Source organism: Ruegeria sp. AL2 (assembly GCF_056540845.1).
The window spans coordinates 1-18,914 of record NZ_JBQFXM010000017.1 but is presented as its reverse complement, the minus strand read 5'-3'; the positions used below and the strand labels follow the sequence as shown (position 1 = coordinate 18,914).

Annotated in this window: 18 protein-coding genes and 4 pseudogenes; 11 read left to right on the top strand and 11 right to left on the bottom strand. The window is 53.2% G+C overall.

Features of this window, described 5'->3' with window-relative positions; translation table 11 throughout:
- Positions 1 to 65 precede the first annotated feature (65 nt).
- Positions 66 to 1,634, bottom strand: a complete 1,569-nt coding sequence (locus tag ACR0ID_RS16705) for a hypothetical protein (RefSeq protein ID WP_480607157.1) — start codon at positions 1,632 to 1,634, stop codon at positions 66 to 68.
- 218 nt (positions 1,635 to 1,852) lie between these two features.
- Between ACR0ID_RS16705 and ACR0ID_RS16700 the strand changes: the two genes are divergently transcribed.
- Complete coding sequence (locus ACR0ID_RS16700) at positions 1,853 to 3,592, top strand: amidohydrolase (RefSeq protein WP_480607155.1); 1,740 nt, start codon at positions 1,853 to 1,855, stop codon at positions 3,590 to 3,592.
- A 523-nt stretch (positions 3,593 to 4,115) separates the two neighbouring features.
- On the opposite strand, the gene ACR0ID_RS16695 is transcribed toward ACR0ID_RS16700, so the two are convergent.
- A complete protein-coding gene (locus ACR0ID_RS16695; RefSeq protein ID WP_480607152.1) occupies positions 4,116 to 4,610 on the bottom strand; it encodes a hypothetical protein in 495 nt (164 codons plus the stop codon).
- Positions 4,611 to 4,949: 339 nt separating this feature from the next.
- Here ACR0ID_RS16695 and ACR0ID_RS16690 point away from each other — a divergent pair, with 339 nt between their 5' ends.
- Positions 4,950 to 5,921, top strand: a complete 972-nt coding sequence (locus tag ACR0ID_RS16690) for a SphA family protein (RefSeq protein ID WP_480607150.1) — start codon at positions 4,950 to 4,952, stop codon at positions 5,919 to 5,921.
- A gap of 9 nt (positions 5,922 to 5,930) precedes the next feature.
- On the top strand, positions 5,931 to 6,899 hold the full coding sequence (locus ACR0ID_RS16685; protein WP_480473578.1) for an autotransporter domain-containing protein: 969 nt from the start codon (positions 5,931 to 5,933) through the stop codon (positions 6,897 to 6,899).
- Positions 6,900 to 7,121: 222 nt separating this feature from the next.
- Here the strand turns inward: ACR0ID_RS16685 and ACR0ID_RS16680 are convergent.
- The 3 genes and pseudogenes from ACR0ID_RS16680 to ACR0ID_RS16670 form a co-directional block, all read right to left on the bottom strand.
- A pseudogene (locus tag ACR0ID_RS16680) lies at positions 7,122 to 7,337 on the bottom strand (transposase domain-containing protein); the annotation flags it as partial.
- 701 nt (positions 7,338 to 8,038) lie between these two features.
- Entirely contained in the window at positions 8,039 to 8,527 is a 489-nt protein-coding gene (locus ACR0ID_RS16675) for an outer membrane protein (protein ID WP_480607147.1), read from the bottom strand.
- A gap of 250 nt (positions 8,528 to 8,777) precedes the next feature.
- Positions 8,778 to 9,479, bottom strand: a pseudogene (locus tag ACR0ID_RS16670) (IS6 family transposase).
- Between the two features lie 608 nt (positions 9,480 to 10,087).
- Between ACR0ID_RS16670 and ACR0ID_RS16665 the strand changes: the two are divergent.
- The 3 genes from ACR0ID_RS16665 to ACR0ID_RS16655 all read left to right on the top strand — a co-directional run bounded on the left by ACR0ID_RS16665 (position 10,088) and on the right by ACR0ID_RS16655 (position 12,071).
- Complete coding sequence (locus ACR0ID_RS16665; RefSeq protein WP_480607144.1) at positions 10,088 to 10,876, top strand: hypothetical protein; 789 nt, start codon at positions 10,088 to 10,090, stop codon at positions 10,874 to 10,876.
- 183 nt (positions 10,877 to 11,059) lie between these two features.
- On the top strand, positions 11,060 to 11,749 hold the full coding sequence (locus ACR0ID_RS16660; protein WP_480484943.1) for a hypothetical protein: 690 nt from the start codon (positions 11,060 to 11,062) through the stop codon (positions 11,747 to 11,749).
- 73 nt (positions 11,750 to 11,822) lie between these two features.
- Positions 11,823 to 12,071: a ParB N-terminal domain-containing protein gene (locus tag ACR0ID_RS16655; protein ID WP_480473583.1), complete on the top strand. Its 249-nt coding sequence runs from the start codon at positions 11,823 to 11,825 to the stop codon at positions 12,069 to 12,071.
- On the opposite strand, the gene ACR0ID_RS16650 is transcribed toward ACR0ID_RS16655, so the two are convergent.
- The 3 genes from ACR0ID_RS16650 to ACR0ID_RS16640 form a co-directional block, all read right to left on the bottom strand.
- Positions 12,063 to 13,076 (bottom strand): fatty acid desaturase, encoded by a 1,014-nt coding sequence (locus ACR0ID_RS16650; RefSeq protein ID WP_480607141.1) that lies wholly within the window; start codon positions 13,074 to 13,076, stop codon positions 12,063 to 12,065. The two genes, ACR0ID_RS16655 and ACR0ID_RS16650, sit on opposite strands and share 9 nt — an antisense overlap.
- A 72-nt stretch (positions 13,077 to 13,148) precedes the next feature.
- Positions 13,149 to 13,355 carry a cold-shock protein gene (locus tag ACR0ID_RS16645; protein WP_480473585.1) on the bottom strand — a complete coding sequence of 69 codons (207 nt, stop codon included), beginning with the start codon at positions 13,353 to 13,355 and terminating at the stop codon, positions 13,149 to 13,151.
- 504 nt (positions 13,356 to 13,859) lie between these two features.
- Positions 13,860 to 14,249, bottom strand: a complete 390-nt coding sequence (locus tag ACR0ID_RS16640; RefSeq protein ID WP_480607138.1) for a MerR family transcriptional regulator — start codon at positions 14,247 to 14,249, stop codon at positions 13,860 to 13,862.
- Between the two features lie 98 nt (positions 14,250 to 14,347).
- Here ACR0ID_RS16640 and ACR0ID_RS16635 point away from each other — a divergent pair, with 98 nt between their 5' ends.
- From ACR0ID_RS16635 to ACR0ID_RS16625, 3 genes and pseudogenes are all read left to right on the top strand, one after another.
- Positions 14,348 to 14,671, top strand: a complete 324-nt coding sequence (locus ACR0ID_RS16635) for a hypothetical protein (protein ID WP_480607135.1) — start codon at positions 14,348 to 14,350, stop codon at positions 14,669 to 14,671.
- Between the two features lie 4 nt (positions 14,672 to 14,675).
- Positions 14,676 to 14,894 (top strand): GDCCVxC domain-containing (seleno)protein, encoded by a 219-nt coding sequence (locus tag ACR0ID_RS16630; RefSeq protein ID WP_480607133.1) that lies wholly within the window; start codon positions 14,676 to 14,678, stop codon positions 14,892 to 14,894.
- 316 nt (positions 14,895 to 15,210) lie between these two features.
- Positions 15,211 to 15,315 (top strand): annotated as a pseudogene (locus ACR0ID_RS16625) (IS5/IS1182 family transposase); the annotation flags it as partial.
- A 347-nt stretch (positions 15,316 to 15,662) separates the two neighbouring features.
- Here the strand turns inward: ACR0ID_RS16625 and ACR0ID_RS16620 are convergent.
- Both ACR0ID_RS16620 and ACR0ID_RS16615 read right to left on the bottom strand, forming a co-directional pair.
- Entirely contained in the window at positions 15,663 to 16,034 is a 372-nt protein-coding gene (locus ACR0ID_RS16620; RefSeq protein WP_480607131.1) for an inositol monophosphatase family protein, read from the bottom strand.
- Positions 15,964 to 16,866, bottom strand: coding sequence for an AraC family transcriptional regulator (locus ACR0ID_RS16615; RefSeq protein ID WP_480607129.1), 903 nt, complete (start codon positions 16,864 to 16,866; stop codon positions 15,964 to 15,966). Before ACR0ID_RS16615 ends, ACR0ID_RS16620 begins: the two co-directional genes overlap by 71 nt.
- A 161-nt stretch (positions 16,867 to 17,027) precedes the next feature.
- On the opposite strand from ACR0ID_RS16615, the gene ACR0ID_RS16610 reads away from it, so the two are divergent.
- Both ACR0ID_RS16610 and ACR0ID_RS16605 read left to right on the top strand, forming a co-directional pair.
- Positions 17,028 to 17,840, top strand: a complete 813-nt coding sequence (locus tag ACR0ID_RS16610) for an SDR family oxidoreductase (RefSeq protein WP_480607126.1) — start codon at positions 17,028 to 17,030, stop codon at positions 17,838 to 17,840.
- Positions 17,841 to 17,878: 38 nt separating this feature from the next.
- Positions 17,879 to 18,748: an SDR family NAD(P)-dependent oxidoreductase gene (locus ACR0ID_RS16605; RefSeq protein ID WP_480607124.1), complete on the top strand. Its 870-nt coding sequence runs from the start codon at positions 17,879 to 17,881 to the stop codon at positions 18,746 to 18,748.
- Positions 18,749 to 18,812: 64 nt separating this feature from the next.
- On the opposite strand, the pseudogene ACR0ID_RS16600 reads toward ACR0ID_RS16605, so the two are convergent.
- A pseudogene (locus tag ACR0ID_RS16600) lies at positions 18,813 to 18,914 on the bottom strand (IS5/IS1182 family transposase); the annotation flags it as partial.

Below are 18,914 nucleotides of genomic sequence, written 5' to 3'. Positions count from 1 at the left end.
GCAATCTGAACCCATAGCGATCGCAAATCTATTTGACCGACCTAAAACTTTGCAATGAAACCTATCTACTCGCCTCGCACCTCGACGAATCGGCTCGCCTCAAGCCTCTTCAGTCCCTCGTCAATTCGCGCACGTAGCCGATCGTCCATCATAATTTTCGCTGCATAGTCTGTGGGATCGACGCCGCGTTCTGTGAATGTCGCGATCGCGGCGCGGGCACTTTCGAATTCCCCGGCCAGCGCATGCGTGACCGCGATCAGTAACCAGTCGTAGATCGCATCGCGCGCGTCGATGTCACGGACAAGGTCGGAGGCTGAGCAGTAATCTCCCGCGATCAATGGTTCCATCGCGAGCGATATGGACACCCAGATTGGCAGCAACGGGTTGCGTTCGCGCGCTTCTCGCACAAGCGCAAGGCCGTCTTCGATGTCACCCGACTTGGCGAGCCAGCCACCGACCAATGCCATCATCAGCGTCGCGTTTGGGTTAGCATCGACGGCACGCGAGATTAGATTTCGGTACCGTGCAGTGTCCCCCTGTGCTTGGGTAAAGGCTGCTGAGGCAAAAAGCGCCTCCTGGCAATTGGGAGCCAGAGCGATGGCCTTCTCAGCGTGGATTCTTCCCGGCTCGATCACATCTTCGATCGGGGTAGCGCCGAGTGTCGCTGCTTCGATCAATGCTATCGCAACCAAAGCATGGGCGAGACCGCTCGATGGGTTGTGCCGGAGGGCGCCTTCTGCGAGCTCCTGAAACTCCTTCAGGCTATCAAGTCGTGATGTACCTACGTGTGCATGAAACGCCAGAAGCGCTTCATAGACGCCTGCATCCGTAGCACTGCGGCCGGTATATTGCGCGTTCAGATCTTCGGCGACGATACCGTAGGCATCAGCCAACCGTCTCGCACATTGGCACGCGATGTCCTCCTGAAGTCCGAATACATCGGCATAGTTGGACTCGATCCGAAACCGGTCTGACCAGATCAAGGTCTCATCAGGAAGCCGGCTCAACTGGACTAAAATGCGAAGGTTCCCACCGGCCTCGCGAACGTTGCCACGCAATATGTAGTCGACCCCTCCTGCAAGGGCCGAATTGTTGTTGTCAGATGCGATCACGCTCTCATGCCAACCGGAAATCACGCGTAGATGGCCAAAGCGCGCCAGCTCAAGTGCGATCTCCTCGGGAAGTCCGTCTCGGTACAATCGCGCCTTTTCTCCATCTTCTCCGGTAAAACCCAGGATAGCCAGCTTGGGCAACTCCGTCTGCGGGGTCCTTATTACCTTGGCCCGAACTGGAGGTCGCATATCGAAGCAAGGTCGATAGTGCCCCTTTGGCACCGATACCACCAACTGGTCTCCGGCGCCCGAGGTCAGGTAATAGTGTTCGAGTGCCTTTCGCAACTTGATCGCTTCGAGCCGGACGACGGGATCGCTGTTAGGGTCGAAACTGGCGTCGCGACCGAAAACATCCATTGCCAGTGCAGTGCCCTTAAGGAGATCTCCACGTCCGGCGAGTTCTTCCTTCACAAGGTGGGTCAGGAACCTTTGAACCCGTGGCCCGGCGGTGAAATCCGAAGAGGAAAGAATGCGATTGAGTTGTGCAGTGACCGCTTCCTCATCTGGTTGAATTTCGGTCAATGCTTTCACACTCCCTAGCACCAACTTGTATCGGGTTCATACAGGCCGATGGTAGCAGCGTCGAAGAACATGGTCGAGAGGGCCGCCCGGAAACTTCGCAGCAGAGCCTCCTAAACATAACGGTGGACCAGTTCAGTAAGGGTGGCGCAGTTCCGCATTATCGATGGCAAATTGATATTATTCATATATGATGGAACGACTAACAGGGGAGACAACAGATGAAGTTTATTTCTGCCAGTGTACTGGCGCTATGTGCCAGCCTTGCTCATGCTCAGGATGCCGCAGACCTGGTTTTGAAAAATGCTTTCGTCCTGACAATGGACAAAGAAAATCCCGAGGCGCAAGCCGTTGCCGTACGAGGCAATCAGATCGTGTATGTTGGCGACGTGAATGGCGTGGAAAGCTTGACTGGCGAGAACACCGAAGTCCTTGATCTGACCGGCAAGATGGTGCTCCCCGGCTATGTCAGCGCCCACGACCATGTTCTTGGCTCCGCTTGGTCGACACTAGGCGTCGATCTGAATGCGGCAAAAGACAAAGAAGAAACACTGCAGATGCTGCGGGACTACGTGGCGGAAAACCCGGATCTGCCGATCGTTGTCGGCCAAGGATACAATGCAACCCTTATGGGGGGGGCGCCGACTGCCGCTGAGTTGGATGAAATCATCCCCGACAAGATCGCGATTATCATCGACTTCACCATTCACGATGCCTGGCTGAACACCAAAGCGCTCGAAGCAGGAAACATCACCAAAGATACGCCGGACCCGGTGCCAGGGGTTACTTACTGGATCAGGGATGACGACGGAAACCCATTGGGCGTCGGCAAGGAAGGATCGTGGTTTCCTGTCTATACGAAGGTCGCTTGGGATCCCGAGCGAATGATCGAGGAAAGCCGCGAAAAACTTCAGCCACAAGTGGTCGCAGGCGGCACAACAACAGCACTGATTCCTGGTGTTGTCACTCCGAATTTCACAAACGCACCTGGCATGTTCGATGATTTGGAGGTTTCCATGAAGGTGCTTGAAAAAGCGCTCGCCGACGGTGATTTGCCAGTGCGAACATTTGTTCAACCGGCCTACAAGGACGCGACAGCCGATCCGGTTGAATTTGCGGCGCGGGCACGTGCAATGGCCGACAAGTACAACGGTGACTTGTTTCGCGTACATGGCATCAAGTTACACCCCGAAGGGACATGGAGTGCCGGCGCGGTTCTGATGCTGGAGCCGTTCGAGGGAACAGACAATATAGGCATCTCGGCGGTGAAACCGGATCAGATGAAAGAGGTCGTCAAGGCCGCAAACGACCAAGGTCTAGATGTTTTTGCCCATGTTGAAGGGTCGGGCACTGTGCGTGGGATGATTGACGCGATCCTTGCGTCGCGCGACTCCGGCAACGCGGACGAGCGCAATGCGCTGCATCACTATCAGATCGTTCATCCTGATGACCAGCAACGCATGATCGACAACAGCATTCCGGTAAACATCACCCCGATTTTTTCGGTAGATTGGGCTGGGCAGGATCAGGACTTTCTCAGCATGTTGGGTGACACGCGCACGAACGAGCGTGTTTCTCAATACAGGCCACTGGCCGATGCCGGGGTCAGCGTCAGCCTTGCAGGAGATTACCCATCCGCGCCGATGTCGACCAACAGTATGCTCTATCAGATCTATACTGCGGTTACGTTCAAGAACCCCCTGGACCCCGCGAACTCTAAGAAGTTCCCAAATGGAGCTGCCCCGCTGGACCTGATGCAGGCGATTGAGGCCGTAACAATCAATCCTGCCTGGCAATTGAGAATGGAAGACAAGCTGGGCTCCCTAGAGGTGGGGAAATTGGCCGATATCGTAGTTCTGGACCGAAACATTCTGGAATTGGATAACCCCGAAGAGCTGCTGACGACCAAGGTTCAAGCAACGATTATGGATGGACAATTCCGCCATCGGGATGGACTATAGTCGCGGTCAATACGACCGAACTTCAGAGGCACCCCACATTATGGAGGTGCCTCTTTTTTCGTTTTGGCCCAGATGTTTGATCCCAAGGTTTGATAGTGCGACCCTTTCGCAGCCCTGGAATTGGGACACATCATATTCGCGACGGATGTAGGTAGACATGATCTGCGAGACCAAAAGGATTCGGTACCGCCTGCACAATCTGAATTCAGGGCCAAATCGAATACTCCACATTCCGAACCATCAGACGCCTGTAGGCGAGAACTTGGGGCGGGACAAAAACAGAATTCGTCCAGATCGCCACTGCCTCGCTTTCGTAGCTGACTTGATTGTCGAGCACTATCCGCACGACCCGAGTACGTGTCTCAGGTGAATAGCGGTTCGCTCTGTTGTCTTTTTAATGGCTCCAATCTTTCCTTGATTTGGAGCCTCCGGAAAACCCGGAGCGGGTCACTTCAAGGCTGCCGAGCATACCTCAGGCTAATCCTGAAACGCTTTAGTGTTGAGCTTTTAAGGCCAACAAGCATCAACGGTGCACCGTGTTCTTTCTGCGCTCGAAGAGGGAAAGAATATGTGCCGCAATCACCATTACCAGCCAAATCAAAGACGAACTGAAATTTTCGGCCGCAGCAAGTGGCAAAACCGCAAACCCAAATAATATTGAAACGAAATCACTTGCCTGCCAGCCATCGGCAAGCAGGTCGGGCAATAATCCAAGAAAGCTGCCGAATGCGCCTGCAATCAATGTTGACAAAAGTCCGCCAACCAATGCTGTAACCCATCCCCCAACGCCTGAACGACCAAACATCGGAGCAAGCAGAAACCCCATGAACGCCCCGCCCAACGTCATCGCAATCACGTAGCGTGTCACCAGCCCGAAGTTCTGTTTCGCCCACTCGTCACTCAACCCGCCGGGAAGGTCCCGAGAAAGGAAGAGCAGGAATAAGCTTGCACCGATCACGGCCATTACCAATGTTGCTGCTCGTCGTGGCGCTTTATACTGTGATTTCGCGACTGTCATTCAATCGGTCCAAATCGAGAGGGATTTTGATGGATGCGAGCGGGGCCGCTCCGTGGCTCGGTTTTTTCGCGTAAACAGGTCAACCGCATCAATCTGCTTGTTTAATTATACAACAAAACGCGTGCGCGGCGTCAACGGCAAGCAAGGGAATTAAAACCATGCAAAACATCCAGGAACATTGATTGCATTTGCGGTCGTCAAATGGTCGGGGCTGCCGTCGGGGCCACTCAACTGTTTCTAACGAAAACAGTTAACGACCGTGGGGAGCAAGTCACGGCCTATTAACAAATAAACAAATTTGATTATGATCGCCTTACAAAGGCGGCGAGGTGTTCCATTATGAAGCGGTTTTGGCAAGTTCTCCTATCTTCAAATTCAGCACGTGCATTTTTCCATGTTTCGACACAGGTTTCAGCGGTTCTCGGCGCTCTGACATTCATTGCAGCTTCGATAATCGGCGGCACAGCGGCGGCTCAGTTTCCAATTGCGGGAAGCTACGGGTTGGGTGGCGGGTTGGGACAAACCTCTGCTGTACTGCCTCCTCAGGGAACTAGGGTAATCGAAAATGGGTGGATCAACTACGATATCCAACGTTATGTCGATGACAACGGAGATGACATCGGTGCACCAACGCCCACAGTCAACGCGGCCCGGTTGACCTTCAGATATGTTTTTCGTGACGTCAGGATACTCGGGGCCGATTATGCGGCAGGCGTTGTCCTGACTTACCGAGATCAGATATTGCGGCCTGAACCCGGGTCGGGGACAGACTACCATCTGGGAGACACAGTTGTCACACCAATCGCGTTGGGGTGGCATCACAATACCTGGCACTTTCAAACATCCTACACCTTTTGGGCCCCAACCGGAGAATTTGAAGCGGGTGGAAGCACCAACACCGGCAAGGGCCTTTGGAGCCACATGCTGTTCGTAGGATCAACATGGCAGCAGGACGCAAGCCTGCCTTGGGCGGCAACGTTTCAGGCACGTTACGAAACGTTCGGACGCCAGAAAACCACCGATATTCGCCCAGGTGACGTCCTGTCATTGGAGTTTGCTTTTGGAAAAGAAGTCGCCCGGGGCTTCAGTCTGGGGCTTTTGGCGGCACGATCATTCCAAGTTTCAAAGCAAAGCGGTACACCCGGAGGCAATCCCTCAAAATATGAGATCAACCTAATCGGAGCTGAAGGTGTCTGGAAACCCAAAGATCTTCCAGGCGCTCAGATCGCCTTGCGCATGGGGAAGGAATTTGACAACCGAAACACGACGGAAGGCTTCGCGACCCTGCTGTCGCTTGCCTACGCATTTTAACCGGAGTGCATGAGGTCATTCGGTGAATCGTTTACCTTCAAAGGCAAAATGAGAGAAGATCGTGCCTGCGTGGCGATTTTGGCTATGAGTGTAGGCTGTGCTGCGACAGCGCAAAGTACTGATCCGGATGCTTCAGAAGCGGCGGCACGCGCAGCATTGTCAGTTTTGAGTATTGCTGCCACCCCAAACGAAACAATGTCTTCTTTTTCTTTTCTAAGGGCAACAGGCGACACAAAAAGCCTTAGATCAAGCCAACTCCGAGGCGGGTATCACCCGCTCGAAAATGGCTTATATCTTGAAGGGCTTGTGGCTTATCAGAAATACAACCCGGTGCTTTTCTTTCCAGAAATTGCACCTGGTGTCGATGTGGACGTGACCTGGGCAAGTGTAGCGGCAACCTTTGGTTTAGGCTGGGAGTTTCCGTTGAAAAACGACTGGCGCATTCGTCCGGTCGGGCATGTATCATTCGGCCATGTTACGGCTGATGCTTCAATTATTGACTTCCCGTTGCTTCCGGTCAATTCGCAGTCGGCGGATTCAGTTGACGGAAACCTGAATGCACTGGGATTAGGGGCATCTGTCGCCGTATTCAAGGAGACCCAGGTTGGCCTTTGGCAGGCAGAATACCGATTTCGCCAAACGTTTCTGGAGTTTCACCCAATTGACGAACCACAAGCCGGTGGGGCCAAGGCCAACTCCAACCAGACGACGCTTTTTTCTCGCCATCGCTATCCTTTGAAAGATGTCAGGTTCTTCAACTTGCCCACGCACCTAGTTCTGGATGCTGGACTGGTGTACTATCGAGGGGATGCCGCAAAGGTTCTGGACACCGATTGGTTGGCAACTGCTGGTGTCGGCATCGAGTTCGACGCAAGCCGAATTGGTGTTCCATTGGTTCAGGCCGGGCGGATAATGCTGAGTGGTGTAATCGCCGAGGATTTTGACGGTTATTCCATAGGCTTGGGCCTAAGGTTTTAGCGTCGCGCTCAACTTTGAACTTAAGACAATGTTCGGACGTGGGTTTCCCCGTTGGGAATCCAAATCTATGAATCTTGTAAGTTTCTGGATCTGTTGCAAACTTTTGACCTATGGCCTTCGTTGAGTTAGCGCCTGTTTGGCTGATGGCAGGTGTTGTCACGTTAACCCGCGATCCGCATAAAGATCCTGGTTTTTGGATTTCAAACGTAAACGGTAACTCGATCACACGTGGGCAGCGAGGTTCCAGGGCAAGAGATCGTCGATCTGGCTTTGTTTGTGGCCGTTGACGATGGCTGAGAGCGTTGCGGTCAGATATACATGTGGATCGACGTTGTTAAGCTTGCAGGTTTCGATCAGCGAGGCGATGACGCCCCGGTTTTCGGCGTCCGCGTCGTGTCCGGCGAAGAGCGCGTTTTTCCTGTTCAGGGGCAGTACCCGTTCATTCTGCCCATGTCGGGCAGCTTTCCCGTGTGCGTTACGGATGGAATGCCTATTTCGGTTCAGATATCCGGGTGTTTCAATCCCGCCAGCGCGGTGATGGACAATACGTAGCTTTGGAGCGCGATCATGGCGCCGGAGTGGGTTCTTGACGCGGCAGTGTGTTCGAACCTGAGTTTGGGCGTCCCGCTGGTTTCCATTGCTGCGCTTAATGATCTTCATGGTGTTCTCGCGTCCCTGGGGTTCCGGCGAAGCGTTTCGAAGAGGAAACGACAAAGGAGGCCGAGTATGATTCCGGAACGAAGGACCGATCCAGCGCAGCTGCCGCTACCCTTTCATCCCAATCCGATTATACAGATTACGCAGGAGGAGAAGGCAACTGCTCTGACCGCGCTGGCCCAACTTCTGCTTTCGGCCGAGCCTCCCCCACTGAACTGGTCCACCGCTATGTTTAGGAAACGGAGGACCACGAATGTCCTTTACGACCTTCTCACTGTGGCTCTGCTTGGTTCCGGGTTTCTTTCTCATCTCCACTCCTTGGTGGTTACGATGAGCCAGAAATCCTCTCTTATCAAATCAACCTAAACTGTCCCATTAGCACTGACGTCAGACACTGGTTGTTAATCCTGACCCTAGAATCAATTACCCCGACTACGCATAAATTATGTGAAGTCGGGATATATTTGGTTAGCTTGCCACTCCTAAAAACGGTAGTTCAAACCGAATGTCGCAGTGGTGACACTAAAATTATTGTCTCCGCCGGATGTGTCAAACCTGTCTTCAAGAATTTCGCCGAATAGTGAAACGTTATTAGAAATGCGGTGCTCCAATCCAATGCCGATTGTATATCCCCATTCGTCATTGGTTGCACTACTCGCAGCGTAAGCTGAGCCGGTCGTTACGTAGGCCATGGTGTCTCCAAAAGAGTAGCCACCCCGAATTTTGATGCGGCTCAAGCTGTCCAAGTCGCCAATACCTGCGGAAACATTGGAGTAGCTGGAGTCAACTGAAAGACCAGCTACCCAACTACCGTCAATTCCCCAATCGCGACCCACATGAAGTCCAACCAAGTCGCCATGGCCGTCCAAGTCCTCTGCAAGGTTCCCATAGCCAAAACGGGCTCCGACGTAGCTGCCATTCCAGTCTGCTGCGAAAGCAGGAACAGAGGTGAACGCCATCACTGTGGTCATTGCGATCGCCGCGGGTTTTATTACCATTCTTCCAGACATTGTCTTACCTCGGTGAGTTGTTCGTTTGAGATCCGACGGTATGAGATTTGTTAACCGTCCTCTGGTTAACTGTGGAAGATTGAGAACATTCTGGAGGTTCGAAACTGTAAGTTACAGTTACCGAACTGAACCTTCCCATCTGAATAAAACTGACCTGCCCGGTGTTGTTACGTTAGCTCGCGATCAAGCAAAGAATACTGTTTAATAAAATTCAAGCTGCTTGAGTGGCGGCATTCCAGGCGTCAATTGCTTCGAGGCGGTGATATCGAATTGTTCAGGCGGAGCGGCGGCGAGCGGGGATGCTGGAGCGGTTGCGGATTGCGGAGTGTGTCGCCATGTACCTTTGCAACCCTGCTGGAGAGCGACGGCCTTGCATTGTCCTTTCTCGCTTTCGGAATGGGAGATGGCTGTTTTCGGCGCGGTTATTGAGGCCCTTGTGCGACCAATGCTCCAGACCCGGCGCGACCTCTCGCTTGGCGGCACCATACGAGCGCAGCACGTCCGTGATGATCCGCTTGGGAGTGAAACCAAGACGCTTCATCAGGCGGCGTAACAGCCGTTTTGCAGCCCGTTTGTCCCGTTTCGGTTGGAGTATCTCGTCCAGCACGACGCCATGCTGATCAACCGCGCGCCAAAGCCAATATTCGCGACAATAGAGCCTCACAACAACTTCATCCAAATGCCAGACATCGCCAGGACGACCCTGTCTCTGCCGCAGGTTTCGAGTTACCGCCGGCCCGAACTTGATGAACCAACGCAGGACGGTTTCGTAAGAAGCATCGATCCCCCGCTGCAGCATCAACTCTTCAGTTTCCCACAGGCTCAGATTGAAGCGAACGTACAGCCACACCGCTTGCGCGATGATCTGAGGTGGAAATCGGTGGCGCCTGTAGCTGATCGATGACGAAATCATCGATGTCACCTACGTCTAAATCGTATCATGGTCACCCTCGAGCGCAATCGCTACAGCGGCCCGGCCAGCCTCATAAACTGCTGTATCTGCCGGCATGTTTACACGGAACGGTTGGTCGTTTTGGCGGAAGGCCCGACCGTTTGTGCCCACGATCGCATCATCGAGCTGTCACACCACAAATCCGGCAGCGTGATCTATGACTGGTGACATCACTTCGCTGTGATCCAACGCAAGCCCGGCGCCCGGCGCAATATCTAGCCTCAACAATCTCGCCGAATAACTTGGCAATGCCGTTTCAAAAACTATCTGCCCTAGTGGAGTTAGCGTTGCGACGAGGGAAACTTCCTTGACTCTATGCTGGCTAAGGACCACTAAAGTGCATTGGTGAAAATTACTCGTCGTCGCGATGCTGCCGGCTTCGATGATCCAATGGCCTTCAGACTAATTGTAGCATGTGCCCAGCACAGGAACGGGTTTCGCTGGGGTCTTCGCTATGAGCTCGTTCCTCGCAAGCATTCGCAACTGTCACCTGACATGCACCAGTCACCGCGTGACCCATGAAAGAAGGCGCCGTATGAACAGCACATGGCTCATTAATTGCGTGCTTGATGGCCGATAGATCAGGTCTCAGGCTCCGCTTCAATCAGTCATTCATCGTGTTTACGCGCTGCATTCTTTGTTTGATCCCAGCACTTTTGGTGTCGCTCTCAGGAACAAAGCTTCCTGCCCAAGTCGCAGGCAATGCCGATGGATCAGTTTGTGACGAAGGTTTCGAAAACAAGAATGGGTCGTGCCAAAGAACAGACTTACCAGAAAACGCATATTTGACGGGTAGCTCCTATGGCATTGGCTGGGAATGCAATCACGGTTTTCAGAATGTCGGAGATCTCTGTGAGGAAATAAGAGTTCCTGAAAATGCCTATCTTGCATCAACCGGAGATCAGTGGGAGTGCAATCGGCTGTTCCAGCGTGTCGAAGAAAAATGCGAAGAACTGATTGCACCTCAAAATGGATACGTCGAAACCAGGTTTGGCGCACAGGAAATACACTGCAACTGGGGATTTCGTAAGGAGAACCAGGATTGTGTTGCAATAGAAGTCCCAAAAAACGGTCGTCTGAGCGATAAAAAAAGCTCGGATGGTTGGGTTTGCCTCAGAGGTTACAACGCGGCGGAGAGCGGCTGTGAGCCCGTGGCTGTTCCACAGCATGCGTATCTTGAACCAGATTCCCACTCTGGATGGAAATGCGAACGTGGTTTTCGCGCAAACCGGGACAGGTGCGATGCGATCCTTGTTCCTTCAAACGCTCATTTGAATCGGAGAGGTGATGGTTGGGAATGCAATCGGCCGTTCACACGACAGAACGATAAGTGCGCCGAAAATATTCCACGAAAATAGGTTCGTGGAAATCAATATCGCCTGACAAATCCGGAAGGACCAAGCCGTGAACCATAACTCGATTGACGAAAATCTTGGCAAAAGGATCAAAGCCGAAAAGGCGCGTCGCCGGTCCCACGGGATTAAGATATCTATAGCGTTAGCAGTGTTTGTTGCAGCGGTAATTGTAGTGGTGTTTCTCTGATGCGTAAAAATGCCCCTCAAGTGACCCTTTCTGACTCAAAGATGTCAGTGCGTGGTCTGGAACAAAGAGCATTTCAGGACCGCAGTGTTCGCAAGACGCGGAACGCCGACGTATCAGAAGTGATCGAAGTAGAATTTGGAAAGTACTTGATTAAGGCTGGCATTCTGAGCGGTAACAGCGTTGCGCGCGCATTCCCCAAGCCACCAGCGAAAACGCAAGGTTTGATTGCTGATGCAGTTGGCGAAACACCGTCATTGGCCATTGAAGCCTTAAAAGAAATTCTCGAAGAGCGAGACAGGAAACGCAGCGCTCGACGTCGTTTGGAGGCGAACTCCGGCAACTTCATTCCCAGTGAAGGAGAATATGTCGAGGCATTGCGCCAGATCAGGCTCTCCACTGCGCAGGTCACCATGCTCAAAGCACTTACAATCGCAGGCAAGGAAGGACTGAGCATTGGTCAGTTAACTAAGGCAGCTGGTTACAAATCGCGCGAGGCGTCCGTCAAGGTCTTCAAGAAAATCGGGCTATCGATTGCAGAATATCTGGAACTCGAGCTTCCCGAAGCCGGATCGGCACAGAATGATGGCGCCGCTCAGGTATTGGCATTTTCTCACGTCAAAAGTGACGATGAACCAGCGACTTGGATCATGCATCAGGAGCTGCGCGATGCTGTTCGTTCGGTTCTATGACGCACGGTCCAGCGCCTGCCTTTGAAGCGAACTTCGAACCGGAATAAACGCAAGAAAGGCGCACACGTAGCTTATGTTGGAGAAAAAACCATATCCGCTCGACCTGATCTATGTACCTGTGAAACGGGCCAAAACACTTGATCAACAAAAGGTTCTGACGCTGGCAGAAGATATCCTGAAGAATGGCCAGAAGACGCCGATCCAGATACGTGCGGACAACAAGCGGTTCGTGCTGATTGAAGGCCTTCACCGACTAGAGGCCATTCGCGCCCTAGGCGGTGATACGGTTGAAGCCTATTTGGTCCGTGCCAGACTACACTAAACTCTTTTTGAGATTGGCGTTCGACAAAGCCTCGGAAAATGCCAGCAGGCGCTGACCTTCTTCATCCCAAAGATGCAATCGTGCACAGTGAAAGCTCTCGAACAAAGTAATACGCTGGCAATTTTCCAACTCGGAATGGTCGCGCAAAACTTCGTCAAGCCGGTAAAAAGGTATGCGGCTGGCAAGGTGGTGAACATGGTGCACACCAATATTGGCAGAGAACCACCGCAGGATACCTGGCAGGGCATAGTGAGAACTTCCATAGAATGCTGCGTTCTGAAGATTCCACCCTTCTTCCCGCTCCCAGGTCGTGTGTTCAAACTGGTGTTGAATGTAGAAAAGCCAAATACCAATCGACGCGGCGACGATCATGGTTGGCAGGAATACATAAACCAGTACATCCATGCCTCCGGTCCAAAAAATCAGAGCCAGGACCACCGCAATCGCGGCGTTTGTTCCCATTGCACTTGCCCAATACAGCCAGCCTGACCGCATGAAACCAAAGGGCAAGCGATTTTGAAGAAAGAACGTGTAGACCGGTACAATACAGAACAGGAAGAAGGGGTTCCGGATTAACCTGTAAGCGGCACGACCGGCCCACTTTCGCTTCAGGTATTCCTCTACAGTCAACGTAGGGATATCGCCCATCCCGCGCCGATCAAGGTTGCCGGTTGAGGCGTGGTGAATCGCATGGCTTTGCCGCCAGACGTCATAGGGTGTGAGGACGAGAACACCCAGGACCCGACCGGTCCAATTGCAAACGGTGCGGTTTCTAAAGAAAGATCCGTGACCACAATCATGCATGATGATGAAGAGACGCACCAGAAATGCGGCGTTCAGGATGGCCAGTAGAACAGCGACCCAGACACTAAAAGATAACGCAAACCACGCTGCGCCCCATAGCGCGAAAAAGGGAATGACGGTGATTGCCAGCTCAAAAATGCTACGCTTCGTATCAGGCACACGGTATTGCGCGAGCGCCCGGGTCAATTCCTGCTGTTGCAACTGACTTGTTCTCCAACGACTCTGAGGAACCCCCTGAGCATTCGGGCACCCCAGAAGGGTGCCCGCAGCAGGCTATGCGAGTGCCAGGTTGGCGGCGCTGTCGCGCCCATCACGGCCAGCTTCGACGTCGAAGGTAACCTTCTGGCCGTCCTTCAATTCGCTGATGCCGGAACGTTCAAGTGCTGAAATATGCACGAACACGTCGCGCTTGCCGCCTTCAGGTTCGATAAAGCCAAAACCTTTGGTCGAGTTGAACCATTTTACTGTGCCATTTGCCATGGTCGAAGTCTCCTAATACTTGCCGCCCGCATTATTGCGGCGACTCGGCGTGGTCGGTCTGAATCGAAAGACTGAACGCCGAATTTGGGAGACAGCAGGTCGAAAAAGAAAAACGTGAGCCTTGTGTATATGGGCTTACCGTACACACGATACAAGTCTTGATACAATGGAAAGCAACAGAAGATCTGCGTCTGCCTAGCCCAAGTTAGGACAACGATAAGCAGGATTATTGCTCTGTGGTTCGGAAATCAGAAGTCGGCTTCTGTGATAAAACCTGCCGAGTGCGTATGCAGCAAATTGATTGCTCAGATACGGCAGGTAGGGCTGACTGTCCGAATTCACCGCGCGCTACAAGAACACCGCGGCGAGGCACAAATGTCATTGATTGGTGGAAACATTGCTAAACCAACGAGTTGACCTCTCTAACGAACGGCAGATTTTGCGCGGCCCGAATCTTGGGTCATGCTGCGTTGGCATAGGGCGACTGCGAGCCTCCAAGTGCAATTAGTAGGTCCGTATCTGCGCAAGCATCGGGCAAGAAACGTTCCCGATGTTACAGTTGGCCGTAAGTTCATTCAGGGCGGCCTCCAATCGCTTAAGTTCGTTTATCTTCATACGCACATTGGAGATATGAAGCTCGGCCAGTTCCTTAACGGATTGGCAATCCTCGCTATCACCTTCGGACAGGTTGAGAAGCACCTTTGCATCGGCAAGCGAAAAACCCAAGTCTCGGCACTTCCGTAGAAAACGAAGCCGTCCAACATCGTGCGCGGCGTACATGCGTCGATTATTCGATGCCCTTTCTGGTTGCGGCACGATCCCTTCGCGTTCGTAATAGCGGATAGTTTCAATTCCGACTCCGCTTTGCCGGGATGCTTCCCCAATCGCAAACATGTGAGATTTCCTGCCTTGATCCTGTAGTGGCTACAGAAGTTATACGAGAAGTCGCTGTCTCCACAACTCCGCGCGTCATGGTTCATGAGGGAAACGGAATGCAGAAATACCTTTGCCTCAGCTACTTGGGATCTCTATCAGCGCTTGGCGTCGCGACTTGCTGCGTTTTGCCCATGATGATGATGTTACTGGGGCTGGGCGGCAGTTGGTTGGCAATCTTTGGAAAGCTTGCGGAAGCGAGTTACTATGTGCTGACGATTTCAACGGCGCTCGTCGCGATATCGTGGCTGGTATCTTATCAGCGCGGTTCCTTGCCGACATTGAAATGGCGGCTTGCAGGAACGACTCTCATCACCGGCGTGGCTTGGGTCGTTGTGTTTAACGAGGCACGGATTAACGATTACCTGATCATGCAGATGTGAGACTATGACAAAACAAACTGTAGTCCTGGAAAGCACCCTGACTTGCCCGAAATGCGGCCACAGCGAATCCGAGGAAATGCCAACGGATGCTTGCCAGTGGTTCTATGAATGCAAATCGTGCAAAACAGTTTTGAAGCCATTGGAAGGCGACTGTTGTGTTTACTGTTCATATGCCACGGTCCCGTGTCCACCAATTCAGCTAGGCGATAGCTGTTGCAGATGAAGCGAAGGATGGCTTTATTGAGCGAACTGTGAGCTGCCGCCGCGAGCATCGCGGCGATTTGCTTGAATGACAGGTTTTCCGCTGCTTGGCCGCACAAGACATTCGGCAGTTGCAGCGTTGTTCCTGCTGCAAGCGCATGCACCAATAAAATCCAGGGTACAGGTTGGGTTCGAAACGCTATTTCGCCGCATCGCGTACGAACGGTTGGTTAAAGCCGTGAAGCTGACATTCCCGGTCTTCTCTACTTCCGAAAGGCTTTGTTGCACAATTGGCGTGAGGGATTCCCTGTTTGAATCCAGTAGGGTAGCTATGAGGTATGAGCAGTTGGTCCGCTAAGACGTACAAGACCAGGAACTGGCCTTCGTACAACACGGCGCTTAGGCAGCGTGGTTCGCTATCGATCTGGTTTGATCCTGAGATGGAATTGTAAAAGTCCGTCCAGGGAAAGGGGAAGCGCGCTCAAGCCCTGATCTGTGCAACAAAGCCATCCTTGGGGATGCAACCCCAACTCAAAGGATTACATTGCCTCACCCCCTTTGCAGGAGAGATTCTTCGATAGCTTCTGAAGCGGAAGACGACCTTACAGGTAATTGTTGCAACGGCATTGCCAAGTTATTTGTGTGTGAATGAGAGGGGTGAGGCTTGGGCTTGTCACGTGGTCATTTCGGCCGCATAGCCAAAAGTTTGCGACAAAGCCGTTTGAAACTTATGATAGGTATAGATAGCAAGCGGCTCCGAAATCATCTTACCCGTAGATGGCTGCTTTTGTCAGGTCGTGAAGTTTAGAATTGCTGGCCAAGACAGCCCCCCTCTTTCAATGAATTCGGAATATGGGGGGAAATCGACCTTGCCACCTGCCTCCTCCACAATGAGCATTCCGGCAATGGCGTCCCAAGGATTGAGATGTGCTTCAAAAAACGCATCGGCCCGTCCAGCGGCAACGGTAAGCAAGCTATAAGCGGCAGATCCGTTTCGACGATATTCCATGCCATGGTCGATCAGTCTCTGGACTTGATCGAAATAGTCGTCGGCGCCGTGGCGCGCGGATCGTCCCAATAGGACCAGCGCATCACTCGCTAGCTCGCAACTTGAATTCGGAAACGCGGTCCTGTCTAGGGGAGCATCCGAATTTGCGGACATATTCTCTGGAGAATTGAGCGGGGCTTTCATATCCGACCCCATAGGCAATCTCTGAGATCTTTGAGCCGGTGGTTTGCAGCTCATTTCGGGCATGAAGCAAGCGCAGGTCTTTCTGGTATTGCAGCGGCGAGGTTCCCGTGACGGCCTTGAACTGCTCAAAAAAGGCCGAACTGCTCATACCTACGCGCCCGGCAAGTTCTCCGACGGCAAGGGGTTTGCCCAGATCTGATCGGATCTCGTTCGTCGCCGCAAAAATCCGGCTAGCCGTGTTCTCGTGCCACACCAGTTTTCGAAGCGTGCCACCATGTTGCCCGATCAGCAGGCGGGCGTGGATTTCCCGCGCCGTGATCGGCGCCAGCAAGTGTCGTTCCTCTTCGGTTTCGCACTGGCGAAAATATCGCAACAAGGCGTCTCGCATGTCATCACCAGTGGGTGCGAGGCAAATCGAAAACGGATCCGACACACGGTGGGTGGTTGACTGCGGCAAGGCCGGAGCTAGGGCGCGAAGGTGATCCAGATCAAGGGGGAATACGAGCGCGACATAGGGAAGATCGGGCGTGGCCTCGGTGATCCTTGAAACAACGGGCAGCGCGTTGCTGACGATCAGCGACTGCCCGGCCCGCACGGTAAGCGTTCTGGAGCTGGTCCCAACCTCCTTTGCACCTTGCAGGACCGCGCACAACAGCGGGCGGTAGACATTTGCGTCATGTTGGGTGATCGCCGGATGGGTGAGAAATACCGTCCCACCGTCCTTATGTGTCAACACACCGTGTGTGACGCCTGAGTGATCAAGTTGAGTGAGAACATAGTCCAATAACGCCCGAGGTCCCATGAATGCCTCCTGTGGGTCGACCCATCTTTACCAAGGGAGCAATGCAAACACTTACCCAAAACTTCAGATTGTGGAGGATTGTACAAGAAAACTGGAGAATATTGAAAGATTCATCCTGCCTTGGTGATTATCGTGACTATAGGAAGTGAGGGATTTGAGATATGAAAACGATTCTTATCACCGGGGCCTCGTCGGGAATTGGCGCAGCGACGGCCCGGCGTTTCCAAGCAAACGGTTGGAATGTCATCGCCACGATGCGCAACCCCACGGACGGCCCCGAGCTCGGCGCGTTAGAAAACGTACATCTGGCCCAACTGGATGTGACGGATTCGGGTTCAATTACAACGGCCGTAGGCGAAGGCATCGAACGGTTCGGGCAGATAGATGTTTTGCTGAACAATGCGGGCTATGGCGCCTACGGTGCGTTAGAGGCCTTTTCGATGGATCGCATTCGGCGTCAGTTTGATACCAACGTGATTGGGTTGATGGAAGTGACCAAGGCCGTTCTGCCCCATTTTCGTCAGAACCGGTCGGGCACGGTCATCAATATCTCGTCCATTGGCGGGCAGATCACATTTCCACTTGGCGCGCTTTATCACGGCACAAAGTTTGCAGTTGAGGGGCTTTCGGAGTCACTACACTACGAGCTGGAGCCCCTTGGCATTCGGGTCCGAATTGTCCAACCGGGCATGATAAGAACCAACTTTGGAGGCAGTTCTTTCGATTTCGCCATGGATGAGAAGCTGCCGGACTACGCGCCAATGGCTGAAGCCATGGGGCGCCTGTTTGGCAAGCTGGCCGCGAACCCTTCTGCGCCTGAAACTGTCGCAAAGGTCATTTGGGATGCGGCCAACGAGACCGGAAACCGCCTGCGCTTTCGCGCAGGGCCTGATGCTGAAGAGCTGCTCGTTGCGCGTAAGCAACAAGATGACGAGACGTTCATCGGTGGTCTCAAGGAAAAGATGGCACCCTGAAGGGCCACTCAGTCGTTCACAGAAAGAGCTGATGATCCATGTACAGCGAAGCGATTGCAAAAGGCGGCTTGGCCGTTGTAACCGGGGCGGCAAACGGCGTGGGCAAAGCCGCAGCCCAACGCTTTGTACAAGACGGTCTGGGGGTTGTGCTGGTCGACCTGGCTGGTGAGGCATTAGACAGAGCCGAGGCGGAATTGCGCGATCTGGCCGGCTCGTCCGCAACTGTTCAGGCAATTCCGACTGATGTCACCGACACCACCGCCGTGAATGCCTTGGCGGATCAAGCTTTTGCGCTCGGCGAGATAGCTGTCCTAATGAACAATGCCGGTATCGCGCTGCCGACCAACAGTTGGGAAAACGCGGAGAATTGGCGCAAAGTGCTAGAGGTCAATCTTTTTGGGGTCATGAATGGCGTGCATGCTTTCCTGCCGCGCATGTTCAAAGCGGCGCGCCCCGCTGTGGTGATCAACACCGGGTCTAAACAGGGCATCACCACACCGCCCGGAAACCCCGCTTACAATACCAGCAAAGCTGCCGTGAAGGTCATGACTGAAATGCTGGCGCACGAATTGCGACAGGCCGAGACGGAAATTACCACTCACCTGTTCGTACCGGGGTTCACCTATACCGGCATGATTCAGAAATTCATGCCGGAAAAACCTGCTGCCGCCTGGACAAGCGAAGAGACAATCGACTACCTGCTGAAGCGCATGTCGGCCGGAGATTTCTACATTCTCTGCCCGGACAACGATGTGTCCGAAGAGCGCGACAGCAAACGCGTTGAATGGGCTGCCGGTGACATAATCAACAATCGCCCGGCTCTTTCACGCTGGCATCCCGACTATGCTGATGCCTTTGCGGCGCACGAGGCCTCGGAAAAGTCGCACAAAACGAAAGGTCGTGGATAGAGCAAGTGAAACTGTTACCCAAGCAACAAAGCTCACACCTCGTCTATAAACCTAGGGTCAGGATTCATAACCAGTAGATGACGACGGCTGCGAGCGCGATGGCCGAGAGGAAGACCTTGGGACACCTGTCGTAGCGGGTTGCCACGCGTCTCCAGTCTTTGAGCCT

Bases quoted from the DNA above. Each gene is read 5' to 3' on its own strand.
- ACR0ID_RS16660 (WP_480484943.1), top strand. From the start codon at position 11,060: ATGCGTAAAAATGCCCCTCAAGTGACCCTTTCTGACTCAAAGATGTCA.
- ACR0ID_RS16635 (WP_480607135.1), top strand. From the start codon at position 14,348: ATGCAGAAATACCTTTGCCTCAGCTACTTGGGATCTCTATCAGCGCTT.
- ACR0ID_RS16630 (WP_480607133.1), top strand. From the start codon at position 14,676: ATGACAAAACAAACTGTAGTCCTGGAAAGCACCCTGACTTGCCCGAAA.
- ACR0ID_RS16610 (WP_480607126.1), top strand. From the start codon at position 17,028: ATGAAAACGATTCTTATCACCGGGGCCTCGTCGGGAATTGGCGCAGCG.
- ACR0ID_RS16615 (WP_480607129.1), bottom strand. From the start codon at position 16,866: ATGGGACCTCGGGCGTTATTGGACTATGTTCTCACTCAACTTGATCAC.
- ACR0ID_RS16700 (WP_480607155.1), top strand. From the start codon at position 1,853: ATGAAGTTTATTTCTGCCAGTGTACTGGCGCTATGTGCCAGCCTTGCT.
- ACR0ID_RS16665 (WP_480607144.1), top strand. From the start codon at position 10,088: ATGGCCGATAGATCAGGTCTCAGGCTCCGCTTCAATCAGTCATTCATC.
- ACR0ID_RS16620 (WP_480607131.1), bottom strand. From the start codon at position 16,034: ATGTCCGCAAATTCGGATGCTCCCCTAGACAGGACCGCGTTTCCGAAT.
- ACR0ID_RS16685 (WP_480473578.1), top strand. From the start codon at position 5,931: ATGAGGTCATTCGGTGAATCGTTTACCTTCAAAGGCAAAATGAGAGAA.
- ACR0ID_RS16675 (WP_480607147.1), bottom strand. From the start codon at position 8,527: ATGACCACAGTGATGGCGTTCACCTCTGTTCCTGCTTTCGCAGCAGAC.
- ACR0ID_RS16695 (WP_480607152.1), bottom strand. From the start codon at position 4,610: ATGACAGTCGCGAAATCACAGTATAAAGCGCCACGACGAGCAGCAACA.
- ACR0ID_RS16645 (WP_480473585.1), bottom strand. From the start codon at position 13,355: ATGGCAAATGGCACAGTAAAATGGTTCAACTCGACCAAAGGTTTTGGC.
- ACR0ID_RS16605 (WP_480607124.1), top strand. From the start codon at position 17,879: ATGTACAGCGAAGCGATTGCAAAAGGCGGCTTGGCCGTTGTAACCGGG.
- ACR0ID_RS16655 (WP_480473583.1), top strand. From the start codon at position 11,823: ATGTTGGAGAAAAAACCATATCCGCTCGACCTGATCTATGTACCTGTG.
- ACR0ID_RS16640 (WP_480607138.1), bottom strand. From the start codon at position 14,249: ATGTTTGCGATTGGGGAAGCATCCCGGCAAAGCGGAGTCGGAATTGAA.
- ACR0ID_RS16690 (WP_480607150.1), top strand. From the start codon at position 4,950: ATGAAGCGGTTTTGGCAAGTTCTCCTATCTTCAAATTCAGCACGTGCA.